Source organism: Cupriavidus sp. C2SS-8b, from assembly GCF_057073745.1.
In genome coordinates this window covers 2,311,637-2,327,283 of sequence record NZ_CP172716.1, presented here as the reverse complement: position 1 = coordinate 2,327,283, position 15,647 = coordinate 2,311,637, and the positions used below count along the sequence as shown (strand labels likewise).

Here is a 15,647-nt window from a genome sequence, read left to right as displayed (position 1 = left end):
ATGAAGCGACGCCGCTCTCTCGGGTGCGGGAGAGCGGCGTAGTTCGCTGTCCGCCAATACCCTCGCAAGTGCCTACCTCTATGCGCTATTCGATATCCGTTCATGCCATGCCGTGGCTGCGCGCCTTGCTGGCGGCGCTGCTGCTGGCTACGGCACCCTGGGCTGCCGCGCTGACGCAAGCCGACCTCAAGCCATTGGCCGAGGACGATTTCGATGCCAAGACCGCAGCCTTGTCCGCGCTGGCCAAGGCCTCGCCGGAACAGGCGGGGCCCATCCTGAAGGCGCTGCAGGACGATGCGCTGCAATACGCCCCGTCGGTGGGCATGGTGCGCCAGGAAGGCGGCAAGACCGTCGATGCCGTCACCGGCAAGCCGGTCACGGTCAAGGCCGATGAACTGGAATCGCTGACCCTGAACAACAGCTTGCGCGCAATTGTGGATAGCGCGGCTAGCAGCCTGCAGCTGCAGTCGCCAGATATCGCCGTGCGCACGCAAGCCATCAATACACTGTACGACCAGCCCGAGAGCGCCTCGCGCACCAGCGTGGAAGCTGCGCGCAAGGCGGAGGCCGATCCCGGGCTGCGCGCGCGGCTGGACGTGATCTGGGCCACAACGGTGCTGGCCGATGAGACGAATGCCGGTGACACGGCCCAGCGTGAAGCGCGGATGGACGCCATTCGCATCCTTGGCCGCGACAGCAATCCGCAAAGCCGCCAGAAGCTCGCGCCGCTGGTCGAGCGCGGCAGCGATGGCAAGTACCGCGAACCGGATGTCGAGGTACGCGTGGCCGCACAGCAGGCACTCGACGCATTGCGCAGCGACCAGCGCCGTGCCGAACTGGTCGGCAACCTGTTCGCCGGCCTGAGCCTGGGCAGCGTGCTGCTGCTGGCTGCACTGGGCTTGGCGATCACCTATGGCCTGATCGGCGTCATCAATATGGCGCACGGCGAGTTCCTGATGATCGGCGCGTATGCCACCTACGTTGTGCAGACGCTGTTCCGCACCTATGCGCCCGGCGCGTTCGACTGGTATCTGCCCGCAGCGCTGCCGGCGTCGTTCCTGGCCGCTGGTATCGTCGGTTTCGTGCTGGAACGCCTGGTGCTGCGTCATCTCTATGGCCGGCCGCTGGAGACGCTGCTGGCCACGTTCGGCGTGAGCCTGCTGCTGATGCAGGCCGTGCGCACGCTGTTCGGCGCGCAGAACGTCGAAGTGGCCAACCCGGCCTGGATGAGCGGCGGCGTCGAATGGATGCCGGGCCTGGTGATCCCGTACAACCGCATCGTCATCATCCTGTTCGCGCTGGCGGTAGTGGCTGTTGCCTGGGCCGTGCTCAACCGCACGCGGCTCGGCCTGTTCGTGCGCGCCACGACGCAGAACCGCACCATGGCCGCGTGCGTGGGCGTGCGCACGTGGAAGGTGGACAGCTACGCCTTCGCCTTCGGCGCGGGCATTGCCGGCATGGGGGGCTGCGCGCTGTCGCAGATCGGCAATGTCGGCCCGGACCTGGGCCAGGCTTACATCATCGATTCCTTCATGGTCGTGGTGCTGGGTGGAGTCGGGCAGCTGGCGGGCACGATCGTCGGCGCGTTCGGGCTCGGCATCATCAACAAGTTCATCGAGCCGTTCTACGGCGCGGTGCTGGCCAAGATCTTTGTCCTGGTGCTGATCGTGCTGTTTATCCAGAAGCGGCCGCAGGGACTTTTCGCGCTCAAGGGGCGCAGCGCGGAGGCATGATGCAGAGCTTTCATTCCAATTCGCCGGCCACGCCGTTCCGACTTGCCGTGCCGGCGCGTCAGCCGCTGCTCACCGGGCGCGGCTGGACTTTGCTTGCGGCCTTGACGGTGGTGGTGGGCATCGGCGTGCCGGTCTGTGCGCTGCTCGTGCCGGAGGGCCATCCGCTGCACCTGTCGGCTTATGCGCTGACGCTGATCGGCAAGATCATGTGCTATGCGCTGGCCGCCATTGCGCTGGATCTGGTGTGGGGCTACTGCGGCATCCTGAGCCTGGGCCATGGGCTGTTCTTTGCACTGGGCGGCTACGCGATGGGCATGTACCTGATGCGCGCGATCGGCCGCGAAGGCGTGTACAAGAGCGACCTGCCGGACTTCATGGTGTTCCTCGACTGGAAGGAGCTGCCCTGGTTTTGGCACGGCACCGAGCACCTCGGCTACGCGTTGCTGCTCGTGGTGCTGCTGCCGGGCGTGCTGGCCTGGCTGTTTGGCTTCTTCGCGTTCCGCTCCCGCATCAAGGGCGTGTACCTGTCGATCATTACGCAGGCCATGACGTATGCGGCGATGCTGCTGTTCTTCCGCAACGAAACTGGCTTTGGCGGCAACAACGGGTTCACCGACTTCAAGCGCATTGCCGGCTATGCCGTGGCCGCGCCGCAGACGCGCACCGCGCTGTTCGTCCTGACTTTCCTGGCGTTGATCGCCGGATTCGTGGCATGCCGCTATATCGTCACGTCCAAGCTCGGCCGCGTTGTGACGGCAGTGCGCGATGCCGAGATGCGCGTGATGTTCTCAGGCTACAACCCGCTCGGCTACAAGCTGTTCGTGTGGACGTTCTCGGCTGTGCTGTGCGGCATTGCCGGCGCGCTGTACGTGCCGCAGGTGGGCATCATCAACCCGGGCGAGATGTCGCCGGGCAACTCGATCGAGATGGCTGTCTGGGTGGCGGTTGGCGGCCGCGGCACGCTGATCGGACCGGTGATCGGGGCGTTCCTCGTCAACGGCGCCAAGACGATGTTCACGGCCTACTTCGCCGAGTACTGGCTGTTCCTGCTCGGCGCGATGTTCGTGCTGGTCACGCTGTACCTGCCGGATGGCGTGATCGGCCTGTTGAAGCGCCTGCGCGAGCGCAGCCGCCGCACGAAGCCGGCCGTGAGCGATCCTGTATCCACCCCTGCCGTAGCGGGGCGCACCGGAGGCGAAGCATGAATGCCGCGCTCGAATACGGCCAGGCGGAAAGCGGCAATGCGACGGGGCTGGGCCGGGTGGTGGAGCCCGGCACGATCGATGTGTCGCATGGTCCGATCCTCTACCTTGAAGACCTGACGGTGCAGTTCGGTGGCTTTCGCGCGCTCAACAAGCTGAGTCTGTCGATCGACCACGGCGAGCTGCGCTGCGTGATCGGCCCCAATGGTGCGGGCAAGACCACGATGATGGATGTCATCACGGGCAAGACCGGTCCACGCAATGCCAATGTCAGCGGCCGCGTGTTTTTGGGCCAGACCATCGACCTGATGCGCATGACCGAGCCGCGCATCGCGCAGGTGGGCATCGGCCGCAAGTTCCAGAAGCCGACGGTGTTCGAACAGCATGCCGTCTGGGAAAATTTGGAACTCGCGATGAAGGCCGACAAGCGCTGGTGGTCGTCGCTTCGCGCGCGGCTCACGGGAGAAGGGCATCGCCGCATCGAGGAAACGCTGGCGCTGACGGGCCTTGAGGACGAAGCGTACCGTCCGGCGGGTCTGCTCTCGCACGGCCAGAAGCAGCGGCTGGAAATCGGCATGCTGCTGATGCAGCAGCCGCAACTGCTGTTGCTGGACGAGCCTGTGGCCGGCATGACCGATGAGGAAACCATGCAGCTCGCCGCGCTGCTGAACAGCCTGCGCGGCAGTTGCTCGATGATGGTGGTCGAGCACGACATGGAATTTGTCGCGGCACTAGCCGGGGACGCGGGCAAGGTCACGGTGCTGGCCGAAGGCAGCTTGCTGGCGGAAGGCACGCTGGACAGCGTCAAACGCGACGAACGCGTGATCGAATCCTACCTGGGAAGATAGCCATGCTGCAGGTCAATGCACTGAACCAGTTCTACGGCGGCAGCCACATCCTGCGCAATGTCTCCTTCGAGGTGCCGGGCGGCAAGCTAACCACGCTGCTGGGCCGCAATGGCGTAGGCAAGAGCACCTTGCTCAAGTGCCTGATGGGTGTGGTGCCCACGCGCAGCGGCAGCATCCAGTGGGATGGCCGCGCGCTGGAGAAGAAGGCGCCTTATGAGCGCGTTTCGGCTGGCCTGGCTTATGTGCCGCAGGGGCGCGAGATCTTTCCGCGGCTGACGGTGGAGGAGAACCTGCTGATTGGCGCCGCCAGCCGTGCGAGGCCTTCGGGCGTGCCGGATCGAATCTACCAGCTGTTCCCGGTACTGCGCACCATGCGCCAGCGCCGCGGCGGCGACTTGTCGGGCGGGCAGCAGCAACAGCTTGCCATCGGCCGCGCGCTGATGAGCGAGCCGGGCCTGCTCATCCTCGACGAGCCGACCGAAGGCATCCAGCCGTCGATCATCCAGGACATCGGGCGCGCGTTGCGTCTGCTGGTCGACGAATTCGGCATGACGGTGCTGCTGGTCGAGCAGTACTACGAATTCGCGCGCCATATCGCCGATCACTACGTGGTCATGAGCCGGGGCGAAGTCGTGGCGAAGGGCGAGGGGGCGAATATGGAGCAGGATGGCGTGCGGGAGTTGATTGCCGTGTAAGCGTGCCAGGCGGGACAGCGAGTATCGCGCGCTGCGCTTTCGCGTCGGTGGCGAGCGCGCTATGATCTCCGGCATCCGCCGCGGCGCTTGCCGTGGCTCGCCCCGCTTGCATCGCTGGTCTATTCATCGAGCCATGCGTCATCCTGATTTTCCCGCCGCCGTCGCCATGCCGCCTGCATGGCAGGCCAGCTTGCGCCTGCGCTTTGCCGCACGCGGCGAGCGTACCGTGCTGGCCCTGCGCCAGCATCAGGGCCCGTTGATGGTGCAGAAGCCGCTTTATCCCGAAGGCGGCATCTGCCACGCCGTCATCCTGCATCCGCCGGCAGGCGTGGCCGGCGGCGACAGTCTCGATATCGCGTTGCATGCGGAAGCCGGCACGCACGCGGTCATCGCGACGCCCGGTGCCACCAAATGGTACAAATCGCTCGGCCGTGACGCGTGCCAGCATGTGCGGCTGACCGTGGATGACGGCGCCCGGCTCGATTGGTTGCCGCAGGAAAACATCGTGTTCGACGATGCGCGCGCGCGCATCGTGACCGAAGTCGATATCGCGTCGGGCGGCAGCGCCATCGGCTGGGATGCCGTGGTGCTCGGGCGGCAGGCGTCCGGCGAGCAGTGGGCGCGCGGCGCGCTCTGGCTCGACACGCAGGTGGGCTGCCACGGGCGCGCGTTATGGATCGAGCAATCGCATCTGGACGCCGCTTCACCATTGCGCGGTGCAATGCCAGGGCTGGATGGGATGTCCGTGCTGGGCACGCTTTGGGCGGTGGGCAGCACAGCCACGCAGGAACTTGCCGAGACACTGGCCGAGCGCTTGCCGCTCACGCCTGACCTGCGCGCAGGCGTGACCTGCCTGTCGTCACCAGCGCAGTCGATGCTGCTGCTGCGCGTGCTGGGCCGGCAGATGGAGCCAGTCAGGCAACTCTTGGTCGACGCGTGGAGCGCGCTGCGCGAGCCGATTCACGGCGTGCCGGCACGGCCGCTGCGGCTGTGGGCGACATGAGCGATCAGGAATCAGGCATTCGAGAACGACAAGGACACCGACGATGGAACTGACACCGAGAGAGAAAGACAAGCTGCTGATCTTCACCGCCGCACTGCTGGCCGAACGTCGGCGCGCGCGCGGGCTCAAGCTCAACTATCCGGAATCCGTGGCGCTTATCACTGCCGCAATCATGGAAGGCGCGCGCGATGGCCGCACAGTGGCCGAACTGATGCACGAAGGCACCACCGTGCTGAGTCGCGAAGACGTGATGGACGGCGTGGCCGAGATGATTCCCGAGATCCAGGTCGAAGCGACGTTTCCAGATGGCACCAAGCTCGTCACGGTGCACCATCCGATTATCTGACAACACCGACAACATCCACCGAGAGCCGCTATGAAACGTTTCGCATGCTCGCGCCTGGCCATGGGCGCTACGCTGTCCTTCGCTGCCGTCTCCGCGTTCGCCCACCCGGGCCATGATGCCGCTACCGTTGGCGCCAGCCTGTGGGCAGGACTGCTGCATCCGTTCACCGGCGCAGATCATCTGCTGGCGATGGCCGCAGTGGGCGTCTGGAGCGCACTGGGCGCGCGCTCGGCTGCAGATACGTTGCGCCTGCCGCTTGCCTTCGTCGCGTTGATGCTGGTGGGTGCCGCGCTGGGACTATCGGGGCTGGTGCTGCCAGCGGTCGAGCCGATGATCGCCGCATCGCTGCTGGTGGTGGGCGTGCTGGTGGCGATGCGCGCAAAGTTGCCGGCATGGGCCGGCATGGCGATCGTGGGCGGCTTCGCGGTATTCCATGGCTATGCGCACGGTGCCGAGCTGCCCGCGACGGCTGCGGCGCTGCCCGCTGTGCTGGCCTATGTCGGCGGCTTCTCGGTAGCGACCATGGTGCTGCACCTCCTTGGCATTGTCGCGGGTACGATCCTGCGCCATCGCGCGGGCTGGCTTGCGCGCGTGGCCGGAGCGGGGGTGGCGCTGTACGGCGCCGGCCTGCTGGTTGCGTGAGGAGACGACGATGATCCCCGGTGAACTGATGCCTGCCGATGGTGAGATCGAACTCAATGCCGGCCGGCCCACGGCAAGCGTGACGGTTGCCAATACTGGCGACCGTCCGATCCAGGTCGGCTCGCATTTCCATTTCTACGAGACCAACGCCGCGCTGTCGTTCGATCGCGCGGCCGCGCGCGGCTTCCGTCTCAATATCGCGGCCGGCACCGCGGTGCGGTTCGAGCCGGGCCAGACGCGTACCGTGGAACTGGTGGCGCTCGATGGCGACCGTATCGTCTACGGCTTCAACGGCAAGATCATGGGAGCGCTGTGATGGTGAAGATTTCCAGGCAGGCCTATGCCGAGATGTTCGGCCCGACCACCGGCGACCGCGTGCGCCTGGCCGACACCGGGCTCGTGATCGAAGTCGAGAAGGACTTCACTATCTACGGTGAGGAGGTGAAGTTTGGCGGCGGCAAGGTGATTCGCGATGGCATGGGGCAGAGCCAGCGCATGGCGAAGGACTGCGTCGATACCGTCATCACGAATGCGCTGATCGTGGACCACTGGGGCATCGTCAAGGCAGATATCGGCTTGAAGGGCGGGCGCATCGCGGGGATCGGCAAGGCAGGCAATCCGGATATCCAGCCGGGTGTGACGATCGTGATTGGTCCCGGCACAGAAGTGATTGCGGGCGAGGGCATGATCGTCACGGCTGGTGGCATCGACTCGCACATTCACTTCATCTGCCCGCAGCAAATCGAAGAGGCGCTGATGAGTGGCGTGACCACCATGATCGGCGGCGGCACGGGTCCGGCCACGGGCACGTTTGCGACCACGGTGACGCCGGGGCCGTGGTACATGGAACGCATGCTGCAGGCCATCGACGCCTATCCGATGAACATTGGGCTGCTGGGCAAGGGCAATGCGAGCCAGCAGGCGCCGATTCTGGAGCAGGTAGAGGCGGGCGCCATCGGCCTCAAGCTGCACGAAGACTGGGGCACGACGCCTGCGGCAATCGACACCTGCCTCTCTGTGGCCGATGCAACCGATACGCAGGTAGCGATCCACACCGATACGCTTAACGAGGCAGGCTTTGTCGAGGCGACCATCGCCGCGTTCAAGGGCCGCACCATTCACACGTATCACACCGAGGGCGCCGGCGGCGGCCATGCGCCGGACATCATCAAGGTGTGCGGCGAGGCCAACGTGCTGCCATCGTCGACGAATCCGACGCGGCCTTACACAGTGAACACGCTGGACGAGCATCTCGACATGCTGATGGTGTGCCATCACCTGGACCCGTCCATTGCCGAGGATATCGCGTTCGCAGAAAGCCGCATCCGCCGCGAGACCATCGCCGCCGAAGACATCCTGCACGACCTTGGCGCGTTCTCGATGATTTCGAGCGATTCGCAAGCCATGGGGCGCGTGGGCGAGGTCATCATCCGCACCTGGCAGACCGCGCACAAGATGGCCGCGCAGCGCGGCAAGCTGCCGGGCGATCCGCACGATGCGCGTGGCGGACACGACAATTTCCGCGTCAAGCGCTATATCGCCAAGTACACGATCAACCCGGCGCTGACGCATGGCATCGCCCATGAGGTCGGTTCGATCGAAGTGGGCAAGTGGGCGGACCTGGTGCTGTGGCGTCCGGCGTTCTTCGGCGTGAAGCCAAGCCTGATCCTGAAGGGCGGGATGATTGCCGCCGCGGCGATGGGCGACCCCAATGCCTCGATCCCGACGCCGCAGCCCGTGCACTACCGTCCGATGTTCGCGTCGGCGGGCGGCGCGCTGCACCGGTCGTCGCTGACCTTTGTCTCGCAAGCAGCGCTCGCTGCGAATGTCGGTGAGCGTTACGGCCTGGCCAAAACGCTGTCGGCGGTGCGCGGTACGCGCACCGTGAGCAAGCGCGACATGGTGCACAATGACTGGCAGCCGCACGTCACCGTCGATCCGGAGACCTATCAAGTCGTGGCCGATGGCCAGTTGCTGATGTGCGAGCCCGCCACCGAGCTGCCCATGGCGCAGCGCTACTTCCTGTTCTGACATTCTCCAATGCTGAAGATCGACAAAGTCCTGAGCGCCCCGCACGGCATTGCCGCCGTGCTGGTGCACCGCGCCCCGAAGCTGGTCCTGCCGTTCTCTGAACGCAGCAAGAGCCGCCTGCGCGCGGTGCTCGACAATGGGGAAGAAGCCGCGCTGTTCCTGCCGCGCGGCACGGTACTGCGCGGTGGTGATCTACTGGTGGCCGAAGATGGCACCTTTGTCGAAGTACAGGCTGCGCCCGAACGCGTGCTGGAAGTCCGCGCCGTGGATACGCAAGCGCTGATGCGCGCGGCGTATCACCTTGGCAACCGGCACACGCCGGTAGAGGTTGGTCGAGACTATCTACGGCTCGAGTTCGATCCGGTGCTGGCCGACATGCTTGCGCGTCTTGGCGTACAGGCCGCGCAAGCCGACGCGCCGTTCGAGCCCGAAGCGGGTGCATATGGCGGTGGACACAAGCACGGGCACGACGCGACGTTCGCCGAGGACTATGCGGTGGCGCAGGCGGTGTTTCATGAGCATCATGGGGATGGGCACTCGCACTCGCACTCGCACTCGCACTCGCACTCGCATGAGCATGAGCATGAGCATGAGCATGAGCATGAGCATGAGCATGAGCATGAGCATGAGCATGAGCATGAGCATGAGCATGAGCATGATGAGAATTGTGGGCACAAGCATTGATGACGTTGCACTGAAGCGGGGGCAAATGAAAGAGCCAATGCATCGGAATTTGCCAGCGCCCGAGCTCCCCTCTCCCGCTTGCGGGAGAGGGGAGTGTGGTGTTACTTGATGTCAATGTGGTCATGACACCGCTGCGCCAACTCATCTCCCTGTTGCACTTGGCCTCCCCCGCACTCCCCATCGGCGGCTTCAGCTACTCTCAAGGTCTTGAAGCCGCGATCGACAGCGGCTATGTGCGAGATGCCGATTCCGCCGAGCAATGGATCCGCGACAACCTCTTGCATGTACAAGCCCAGTGCGAAGCCCCACTGTGGTTGCTGCTCCATCGCCACTGGCGCACCATGGATATCGATGCAATCCGCAAGTTGAATGACTGGTTCCACGCCACGCGCGAAACATCCGAATTACGTCTGGAGACCGAGCAGATGGGCTGGTCGCTCGCGAAGCTGGTAGGGCAGATGGAATGGGGCGACCAGACATTGCGCGAGCAGTTGGCCGCGCTGTCGCCAACGTGCCTGCCGACCGCTTTCACCGCTGCCTGCGTGGCGCTGGAGATCGGCGAGCGCGAAGGGCTGGCCGCCTATTGCTTCAACTGGGCGGAGAACCAGGTCGCTGCCGCCATCAAGGCGGTGCCGCTGGGCCAGGTGGCCGGGCAGCACATGCTGCGGCGCCTGCACGATGCGGTGCTGACTGCAGTGGACGAGGCCGTGCAGCGCGCCACGGCATCGCCGCCGCAGCTTTCCACCTTTTCCCCAATGCTGGGTTTGCTGTCGTCACGCCACGAAACGCAGTATTCCCGATTGTTCCGTTCCTGAATCAGGAAGCCATCATGACCCTGGCTCGTACCAAGAAGAACCCCCCGCTGCGCGTTGGCGTCGGCGGTCCCGTCGGCTCCGGCAAGACCACACTGCTGGAGATGCTGTGCAAGGCGATGCGCGACCGCTATGACCTGGTCGCCATCACCAACGACATCTACACCAAGGAGGACCAGCGCCTGCTGACGATCTCCGGGGCGCTGCCTGCCGAGCGCATCATGGGGGTGGAAACCGGTGGCTGCCCGCACACGGCCATTCGCGAAGATGCGTCGATCAACCTTGAAGCCGTCGACCGCATGCTGGCGCGGTTCCCGGATGCCGATGTGGTCTTTATCGAGTCAGGCGGCGACAACCTCGCGGCGACGTTCAGCCCGGAGTTGTCCGACCTGACCGTCTACGTGATCGACGTGGCCGGCGGCGAGAAGATCCCGCGCAAGGGCGGACCGGGTATCACCAAGTCCGACCTGCTCGTCATCAACAAGACCGACCTAGCGCCGTATGTCGGCGCGTCGCTCGAAGTGATGGAAAGCGATGCGCGCAAGATGCGCGGCGAACGTCCGTTCGTGATGGGCAGCGTCAAATCGGGGCAAGGGCTGGACGAAGTGATCCGCTTTATCGAGCGCCAGGGCATGCTGGTCCTCTGAGCCCGCTCATGCCTGCCGGTAGTTGCCCTTGCGCGCCAGCGCACGGGCCACGGCCGCGACCAGGTCCACCTCGACTTCGTTGAGTTCGGCCATGTGCCGCATCGTGGCTTCTATCGCCGCGTTCTGCGCATTGCCAAACACCGAGCGCGGTTCTTCCACCTGGGCCACGGCGCTGCCGTGCTTGGGGAAGTCGAGCATATCCGAGGGCGGCACGCCAAGCGTATCCGCCAGCATGCAGATGTTGAGCAGCGCCAGGTTGCGCTTGCCGCGTTCAATGCCGCTCAGGTACGAACGGGCCAGTCCGCTTTCCAGCGAGAGGGTTTCTTGCGACCAGCCACGCTGCTTGCGCAGCCTGGCAAGATGCAATCCGAATTGTCTGAGAGTCTGGTCAGTCATGATCGATGTGACAGTTCTGCGGAACAGGACACTAGAAGTTTGACGCTGCGGCCACGACAACTTATATTCTCACTCACCATTGGTGCCTGATCCGCAGTTCAAGGGATGTGCAAAAAAAGGGCGCAGCACCGTGGCAGGAACCGGGCGGCCTGATGGCCGTGCCAAACGGGGCAACACGCAAGGGCAGGCTCGCGTCGAATGCGCGGGTGTCGTTGCGTTGATGGGGACCATCGTGTCTCCTTCGCTCTGTCAGGGGATTGCCATGCAGATCTATTCGCTGTTCGACGCGCCCATGCATTGTTTCGGCCGCGTCCACGCCCAAGCACCTTCCGCGGACCTCCATATCGGATTTCATTCACGCTTGTTGCCGGCCTGTGCGGGGCCGGGCAGCACGTGCGACTTAATCTTCCTGCCGGCCGGTCAATCGCAGCGCGGCTTCATGGCCACGCGCGGCGAATGGTGGGCTTGCCTGCGCGGCGGCATTCGCATCGCCGCGCCCGGTCACGAGGCGGTGCTGATCGGCTGTGGCGATATGTTTGCGCCGATGCCGGGCATGCCGATGCAGGTCCGCGCGGCGATCGACAGCATCCTGGTCCGCGTCGTCCCCGATGATAGTGCCGCCTGTGGCGACGCCGCGTCATTCGAAGACACCTTGTTGCAAGGTGAGCTGTCATGCGGCGCGCTGGGATGTCTGGCCACGATGCGCGACGACATCAGCGACGAGCTGGGACTCGTCTACAGCGGCACGCAGTCGACGCCAGTCACGCGCGCAGGATTCGCGCAATTGCCGGCAGGGACGTGCGTGCAGGTCGGCGGCCTGCACTGGGCGCTATGCTATCGCGGCGTGTTTTGCGTACGCTGGTCGCAGGGTGGGGAGACATATCAGAATTTCATACAGCCCGGGACGTTGTTCGTGCCCAGCCCGCATGAGTCGTATAGCGTGGAGGCTTTGCTGCCTGCTACCGGCTTGCTGTTTTGCAGCGGCGCGGCGCAGGCCGAGGTGCGCGATTATCGCGAGGCTTCGCGAAGGTTGCCGGGCGCGAGATCCGGTGTCGTGGAGATGACGCATGCACCGTACGGAAATCAGGAGGCATGCGTGCCGGCCTGAGCGGCGGCGCCGCCCCGGGCGGCATGCAAGCCGCCCTGGGCAGTCGGGCATCAGTGACGCTTGTACTGCGTGGTGCCGAACAGCATTTCGCGCGCCTTGTCGTCGTGCAGCGGCTTGCGCGCATTGGCCAGGACTTCCACGCCGCGCTTGACGGCCGGACGCTCGGCGATGGCGTTGAACCAGCGCTTGAGGTTCGGATAGTCGTCGAGTTCCACGCCCTGATTCTGCCAGCTGCGCAGCCACGGGAAGGTTGCGATGTCGGCAATGGTGTACTGGTCGCCGGCCAGCCATTCGTGTTGCAAGAGCCGCGTGTCGATCACGCCGTACAGGCGCCTGGCCTCATTGGTATAGCGAGTGACCGCGTACTCGATCTTTTCCGGCGCGTAGATGCGGAAATGGTGGGCCTGGCCGAGCATCGGGCCGACGCCGCCCATCTGGAACATCAGCCATTGCAGCGCTTCGTACTTGCCGCGCACGTCGTCGGGCAGGAACTTGCCGGTCTTGCCGGCGAGATAGAGCAGGATGGCGCCCGACTCGAATAGCGAGATCGGTTGGCCATCCGGGCCGTTGCTATCGACGATGGCCGGGATCTTGTTGTTCGGGCTGATTTTGAGAAAGTCGTCGCCGAACTGGTCGCCTGCGCCGATATTGACCGGGTGGACCTTGTATTCGAGGCCGCACTCCTCGAGCATGATATGGACTTTGTGGCCGTTGGGCGTCGCCCACGTATAGGCATCGATCATTGCATGAAGCTCCAGGCAGCGAAATAGGGTCTAGGGAAGGGTCGAACGATTTAAGCACAGAAGAAAAAAACGCGCAGACAGGCTGCGCGTTTCCATACTGCCGGCAGGGGTGCCCGGCAGGCTTTGCAGTGGCGGGCTCAGAAGCCGCGTGCCACTGGCATCTTCACTTCCTTCGGGTCGATGCCCATGTGCTTGGCCAGTTCGAGCTTTGCGATGGCATTGCGGTGCACCTCGTCCGGACCATCGGCCAGGCGCAGCGTGCGCTGGTGTGCCCACCAGTTGGCCAGCGGGAAGTCGCTCGACACGCCGGCGGCGCCGTGCACCTGGATGGCCCAGTCGATCACCTTCAGCGCCACGTTCGGGGCCACCACCTTGATCATCGCGATCTCGGCCTTGGCCACCTTGTTGCCCACGGTGTCCATCATGTACGCGGCCTTGAGCGTCAGCAGGCGAGCCATTTCGATCTCGCAGCGCGCTTCGGCGATGCGTTCCTGCGTCACGCCCTGGTTGGCGACGGGCTTGCCGAACGCCACGCGCGACAAGGCGCGCTTGCACAGCAGCTCCAGCGCGCGTTCCGCGACACCGATGCTGCGCATGCAGTGGTGGATGCGGCCCGGGCCGAGGCGGCCCTGGGCGATCTCGAAGCCGCGGCCCTCGCCCAGCAGGATGTTCGAAACCGGCACGCGTACGTTCTTCAGTTCGATCTCCATGTGGCCGTGCGGCGCGTCGTCATAGCCGAACACGGGCAGGAAGCGCTTGATGGTGATGCCCGGCGTGTCGGCCGGCACCACGACCATCGACTGCTGCTCGTGGCGGCCCGCGTTCGGGTCGGTCTTGCCCATCACGATGTAGACCTTGCAGCGCGGATCGCCGGCGCCCGACGACCACCACTTGGTGCCGTTGATCACGTAGTGGTCGCCGTCGCGCTCGATGCGGCATTCGATGTTGGTGGCATCGGACGAGGCTACCGCGGGCTCGGTCATCAGGAAGGCCGAGCGGATCTCGCCGGCGAGCAGCGGCTCGAGCCATTGGTCCTTCAGTGCCTCGGACGCGTAGCGCTCCAGGGTTTCCATGTTGCCGGTGTCGGGCGCGGCGCAGTTGAAGACTTCGGCCGACCAGGGTACCCGGCCCATGATCTCGCACAGGGTCGCGTATTCGAGGTTCGACAGGCCTTGCGGCGCGCGCGGCGAGCGCGGCAGGAACAGGTTCCACAGGCCGGCTTCGCGCGCCTTGGGCTTCAGCTCCTCGATCAGCTTGCTCGGCACCCAGGCGTTGCCGGCCTGGCGGTTGGCGTTGATCTCTTCGTAGAAGCGCTTTTCGTTCGGGTAGATGTACTGGTCGAAGAAGGCCAGCAGCTTGGCCTGCATCTCCTTGACCTTCGGCGTGTATTCGAATTGCATGTGGTCTCCTCGTAACCAGGGGTGGTGCGCTACGTCGCGGCGCGGCATGAGCCGATGCAATGCACTCTATCCGAAACTTGGTAATAACAAAAATGAATTTTCTGGATTTGCCAGTATCAATGTCCTGCATTCCGTGCCAGAATGGCATCCATGCAGCTATCCCGCATCGACCTCAATCTCTTTGTGGTGTTCGACGCCATCTACAGCGAAGGCAGCATCACCGCGGCTGCGCGCCAGCTCAACCTGACGCAGCCCGCCGTGAGCCATGCGCTGGGTCGCTTGCGCGGCCTGTTCGATGACCCGCTGTTCGAGCGCCGCGGGCAGGGCATGGCACCGACGCCGCTGGCGCGCTCGCTCGCCTCGGAGATCCGCACGGCGTTGCAGTCCTTCGCGCGCACGCTGCAGGACACGCCGCACTTCGACCCGGCCAACACCGTGCGCCGCTTCACCATCGGCATGCGCGACGCGCTGGAATCGACGTTGTTGCCGCCGCTGATGGCGCGCGTGACGGCCGCGGCCCCGCATGTGGAGATCGCCGCGATCCGCTTTGACCGGCGCGAGATGGAATCCGAACTGCTGGCAGGCACCATCGATACCGCGATCGATATCCTGCTGCCGGTATCGCCCGCCATCCATCACGCGCCGTTCATGGCGGACCCGATGGTCGTGCTGGCGCGCCGGGACCATCCGCTGGTGAATAAGGAACTGACGCTCGAACGCTACTTGGCCGCGGAGCACGTGCACGTGTCCTCGCGGCGGCGCGGTGCCGGGCTGGAGGACCAGTCGCTGCATCGCATGGGACTGACGCGCCGGGTACGGCTGCGCTGCCAGCATTACGCCGCGGCTTGCCGCGTGGTGAGCTGCACGGACCTGCTGGCCACGCTGCCGCTGCGCTACGCGCGCATCGCCAACGAGCCGTATGCCAACCGCATCCTGTCGCTGCCGTTCAAGGTGCCGTCGCTCGAACTGCATCTGTACTGGCATGCCGGCGGCGAGAACGACGGCGCCAATCGCTGGCTGCGCGAGCAGCTGATGACGGTGATGTCATCGCTTGGCGGCGGCACGACGGAGCCGGCACCAGCGGCCTGATGCCTTGCTGTGCAGCGCGCACGGGTCACACGTAAGCCATTGTTAGCAGGCTGGACGCTCGCATACCCCCTCCCTACCATCGTCGGGTCACGTCTGCCCTCGGCGTCACCTCGCAAGCCCGCGCCTGCGTTCCGGTGATGTCCTGCTGCGCCCGCCTGCCGGGCTCCACGGGCAGTATCTCCATCAGAACCACGACCATCCAGATCGATGAACGGGAAACGCCTGCCTGCTGAACACGCATCCATTTCAATCCATTCACGCGCTGAGC

The 15,647-nt window shown here is 64.9% G+C and carries 17 protein-coding genes; 14 read left to right on the top strand and 3 right to left on the bottom strand.

The window, feature by feature from the left end; genetic code table 11:
• Positions 1–80: 80 nt before the first annotated feature.
• The 12 genes from urtB (at position 81) to ureG (ending at position 10,643) form a co-directional block, all read left to right on the top strand.
• Positions 81–1,733: an urea ABC transporter permease subunit UrtB gene (urtB, locus tag ACIGJB_RS10765; protein WP_483729823.1), complete on the top strand. Its 1,653-nt coding sequence runs from the start codon at positions 81–83 to the stop codon at positions 1,731–1,733.
• On the top strand, positions 1,733–2,938 hold the full coding sequence (gene urtC, locus ACIGJB_RS10760) for an urea ABC transporter permease subunit UrtC (protein ID WP_483732313.1): 1,206 nt from the start codon (positions 1,733–1,735) through the stop codon (positions 2,936–2,938). Before urtB ends, urtC begins: the two co-directional genes overlap by 1 nt.
• Positions 2,935–3,783 (top strand): urea ABC transporter ATP-binding protein UrtD, encoded by an 849-nt coding sequence (gene urtD / locus ACIGJB_RS10755; RefSeq protein ID WP_483729822.1) that lies wholly within the window; start codon positions 2,935–2,937, stop codon positions 3,781–3,783. The genes urtC and urtD overlap by 4 nt, the downstream gene beginning before the upstream one ends.
• Before the next feature lie 2 nt (positions 3,784–3,785).
• Complete coding sequence (gene urtE / locus ACIGJB_RS10750) at positions 3,786–4,478, top strand: urea ABC transporter ATP-binding subunit UrtE (protein WP_483729821.1); 693 nt, start codon at positions 3,786–3,788, stop codon at positions 4,476–4,478.
• Between the two features lie 133 nt (positions 4,479–4,611).
• On the top strand, positions 4,612–5,481 hold the full coding sequence (locus ACIGJB_RS10745) for an urease accessory protein UreD (RefSeq protein ID WP_483729820.1): 870 nt from the start codon (positions 4,612–4,614) through the stop codon (positions 5,479–5,481).
• A gap of 43 nt (positions 5,482–5,524) precedes the next feature.
• On the top strand, positions 5,525–5,827 hold the full coding sequence (locus tag ACIGJB_RS10740) for an urease subunit gamma (RefSeq protein ID WP_483710946.1): 303 nt from the start codon (positions 5,525–5,527) through the stop codon (positions 5,825–5,827).
• Positions 5,828–5,857: 30 nt separating this feature from the next.
• Complete coding sequence (locus tag ACIGJB_RS10735) at positions 5,858–6,469, top strand: HupE/UreJ family protein (protein WP_483729819.1); 612 nt, start codon at positions 5,858–5,860, stop codon at positions 6,467–6,469.
• Between the two features lie 10 nt (positions 6,470–6,479).
• Positions 6,480–6,785, top strand: coding sequence for an urease subunit beta (locus ACIGJB_RS10730; RefSeq protein ID WP_483729818.1), 306 nt, complete (start codon positions 6,480–6,482; stop codon positions 6,783–6,785).
• Complete coding sequence (gene ureC, locus ACIGJB_RS10725; RefSeq protein ID WP_483729817.1) at positions 6,782–8,500, top strand: urease subunit alpha; 1,719 nt, start codon at positions 6,782–6,784, stop codon at positions 8,498–8,500. Before ACIGJB_RS10730 ends, ureC begins: the two co-directional genes overlap by 4 nt.
• Before the next feature lie 9 nt (positions 8,501–8,509).
• Positions 8,510–9,184, top strand: coding sequence for an urease accessory protein UreE (ureE, locus tag ACIGJB_RS10720; RefSeq protein WP_483729816.1), 675 nt, complete (start codon positions 8,510–8,512; stop codon positions 9,182–9,184).
• A gap of 122 nt (positions 9,185–9,306) precedes the next feature.
• Positions 9,307–9,999, top strand: coding sequence for an urease accessory protein UreF (locus ACIGJB_RS10715; protein ID WP_483732312.1), 693 nt, complete (start codon positions 9,307–9,309; stop codon positions 9,997–9,999).
• A 14-nt stretch (positions 10,000–10,013) separates the two neighbouring features.
• Complete coding sequence (ureG, locus tag ACIGJB_RS10710; protein WP_483729815.1) at positions 10,014–10,643, top strand: urease accessory protein UreG; 630 nt, start codon at positions 10,014–10,016, stop codon at positions 10,641–10,643.
• A 6-nt stretch (positions 10,644–10,649) separates the two neighbouring features.
• Here ureG and ACIGJB_RS10705 read toward each other — a convergent pair whose 3' ends face one another.
• The gene (locus tag ACIGJB_RS10705; RefSeq protein WP_483729814.1) at positions 10,650–11,039 is read right to left on the bottom strand and encodes a helix-turn-helix domain-containing protein; all 390 of its coding nucleotides are present in this window, start codon (positions 11,037–11,039) and stop codon (positions 10,650–10,652) included.
• Between the two features lie 262 nt (positions 11,040–11,301).
• On the opposite strand from ACIGJB_RS10705, the gene ACIGJB_RS10700 reads away from it, so the two are divergent.
• Positions 11,302–12,147, top strand: a complete 846-nt coding sequence (locus tag ACIGJB_RS10700; protein WP_483729813.1) for a hypothetical protein — start codon at positions 11,302–11,304, stop codon at positions 12,145–12,147.
• 50 nt (positions 12,148–12,197) lie between these two features.
• Here the strand turns inward: ACIGJB_RS10700 and ACIGJB_RS10695 are convergent, their stop codons facing one another.
• Both ACIGJB_RS10695 and ACIGJB_RS10690 read right to left on the bottom strand, forming a co-directional pair.
• A complete protein-coding gene (locus ACIGJB_RS10695) occupies positions 12,198–12,890 on the bottom strand; it encodes a glutathione binding-like protein (protein ID WP_483729812.1) in 693 nt (230 codons plus the stop codon).
• 137 nt (positions 12,891–13,027) lie between these two features.
• On the bottom strand, positions 13,028–14,290 hold the full coding sequence (locus tag ACIGJB_RS10690) for an acyl-CoA dehydrogenase family protein (protein WP_483729811.1): 1,263 nt from the start codon (positions 14,288–14,290) through the stop codon (positions 13,028–13,030).
• 150 nt (positions 14,291–14,440) lie between these two features.
• On the opposite strand from ACIGJB_RS10690, the gene ACIGJB_RS10685 reads away from it, so the two are divergent.
• Positions 14,441–15,379, top strand: coding sequence for a LysR family transcriptional regulator (locus ACIGJB_RS10685; protein WP_483729810.1), 939 nt, complete (start codon positions 14,441–14,443; stop codon positions 15,377–15,379).
• The last annotated feature ends 268 nt before the right edge of the window (positions 15,380–15,647 follow it).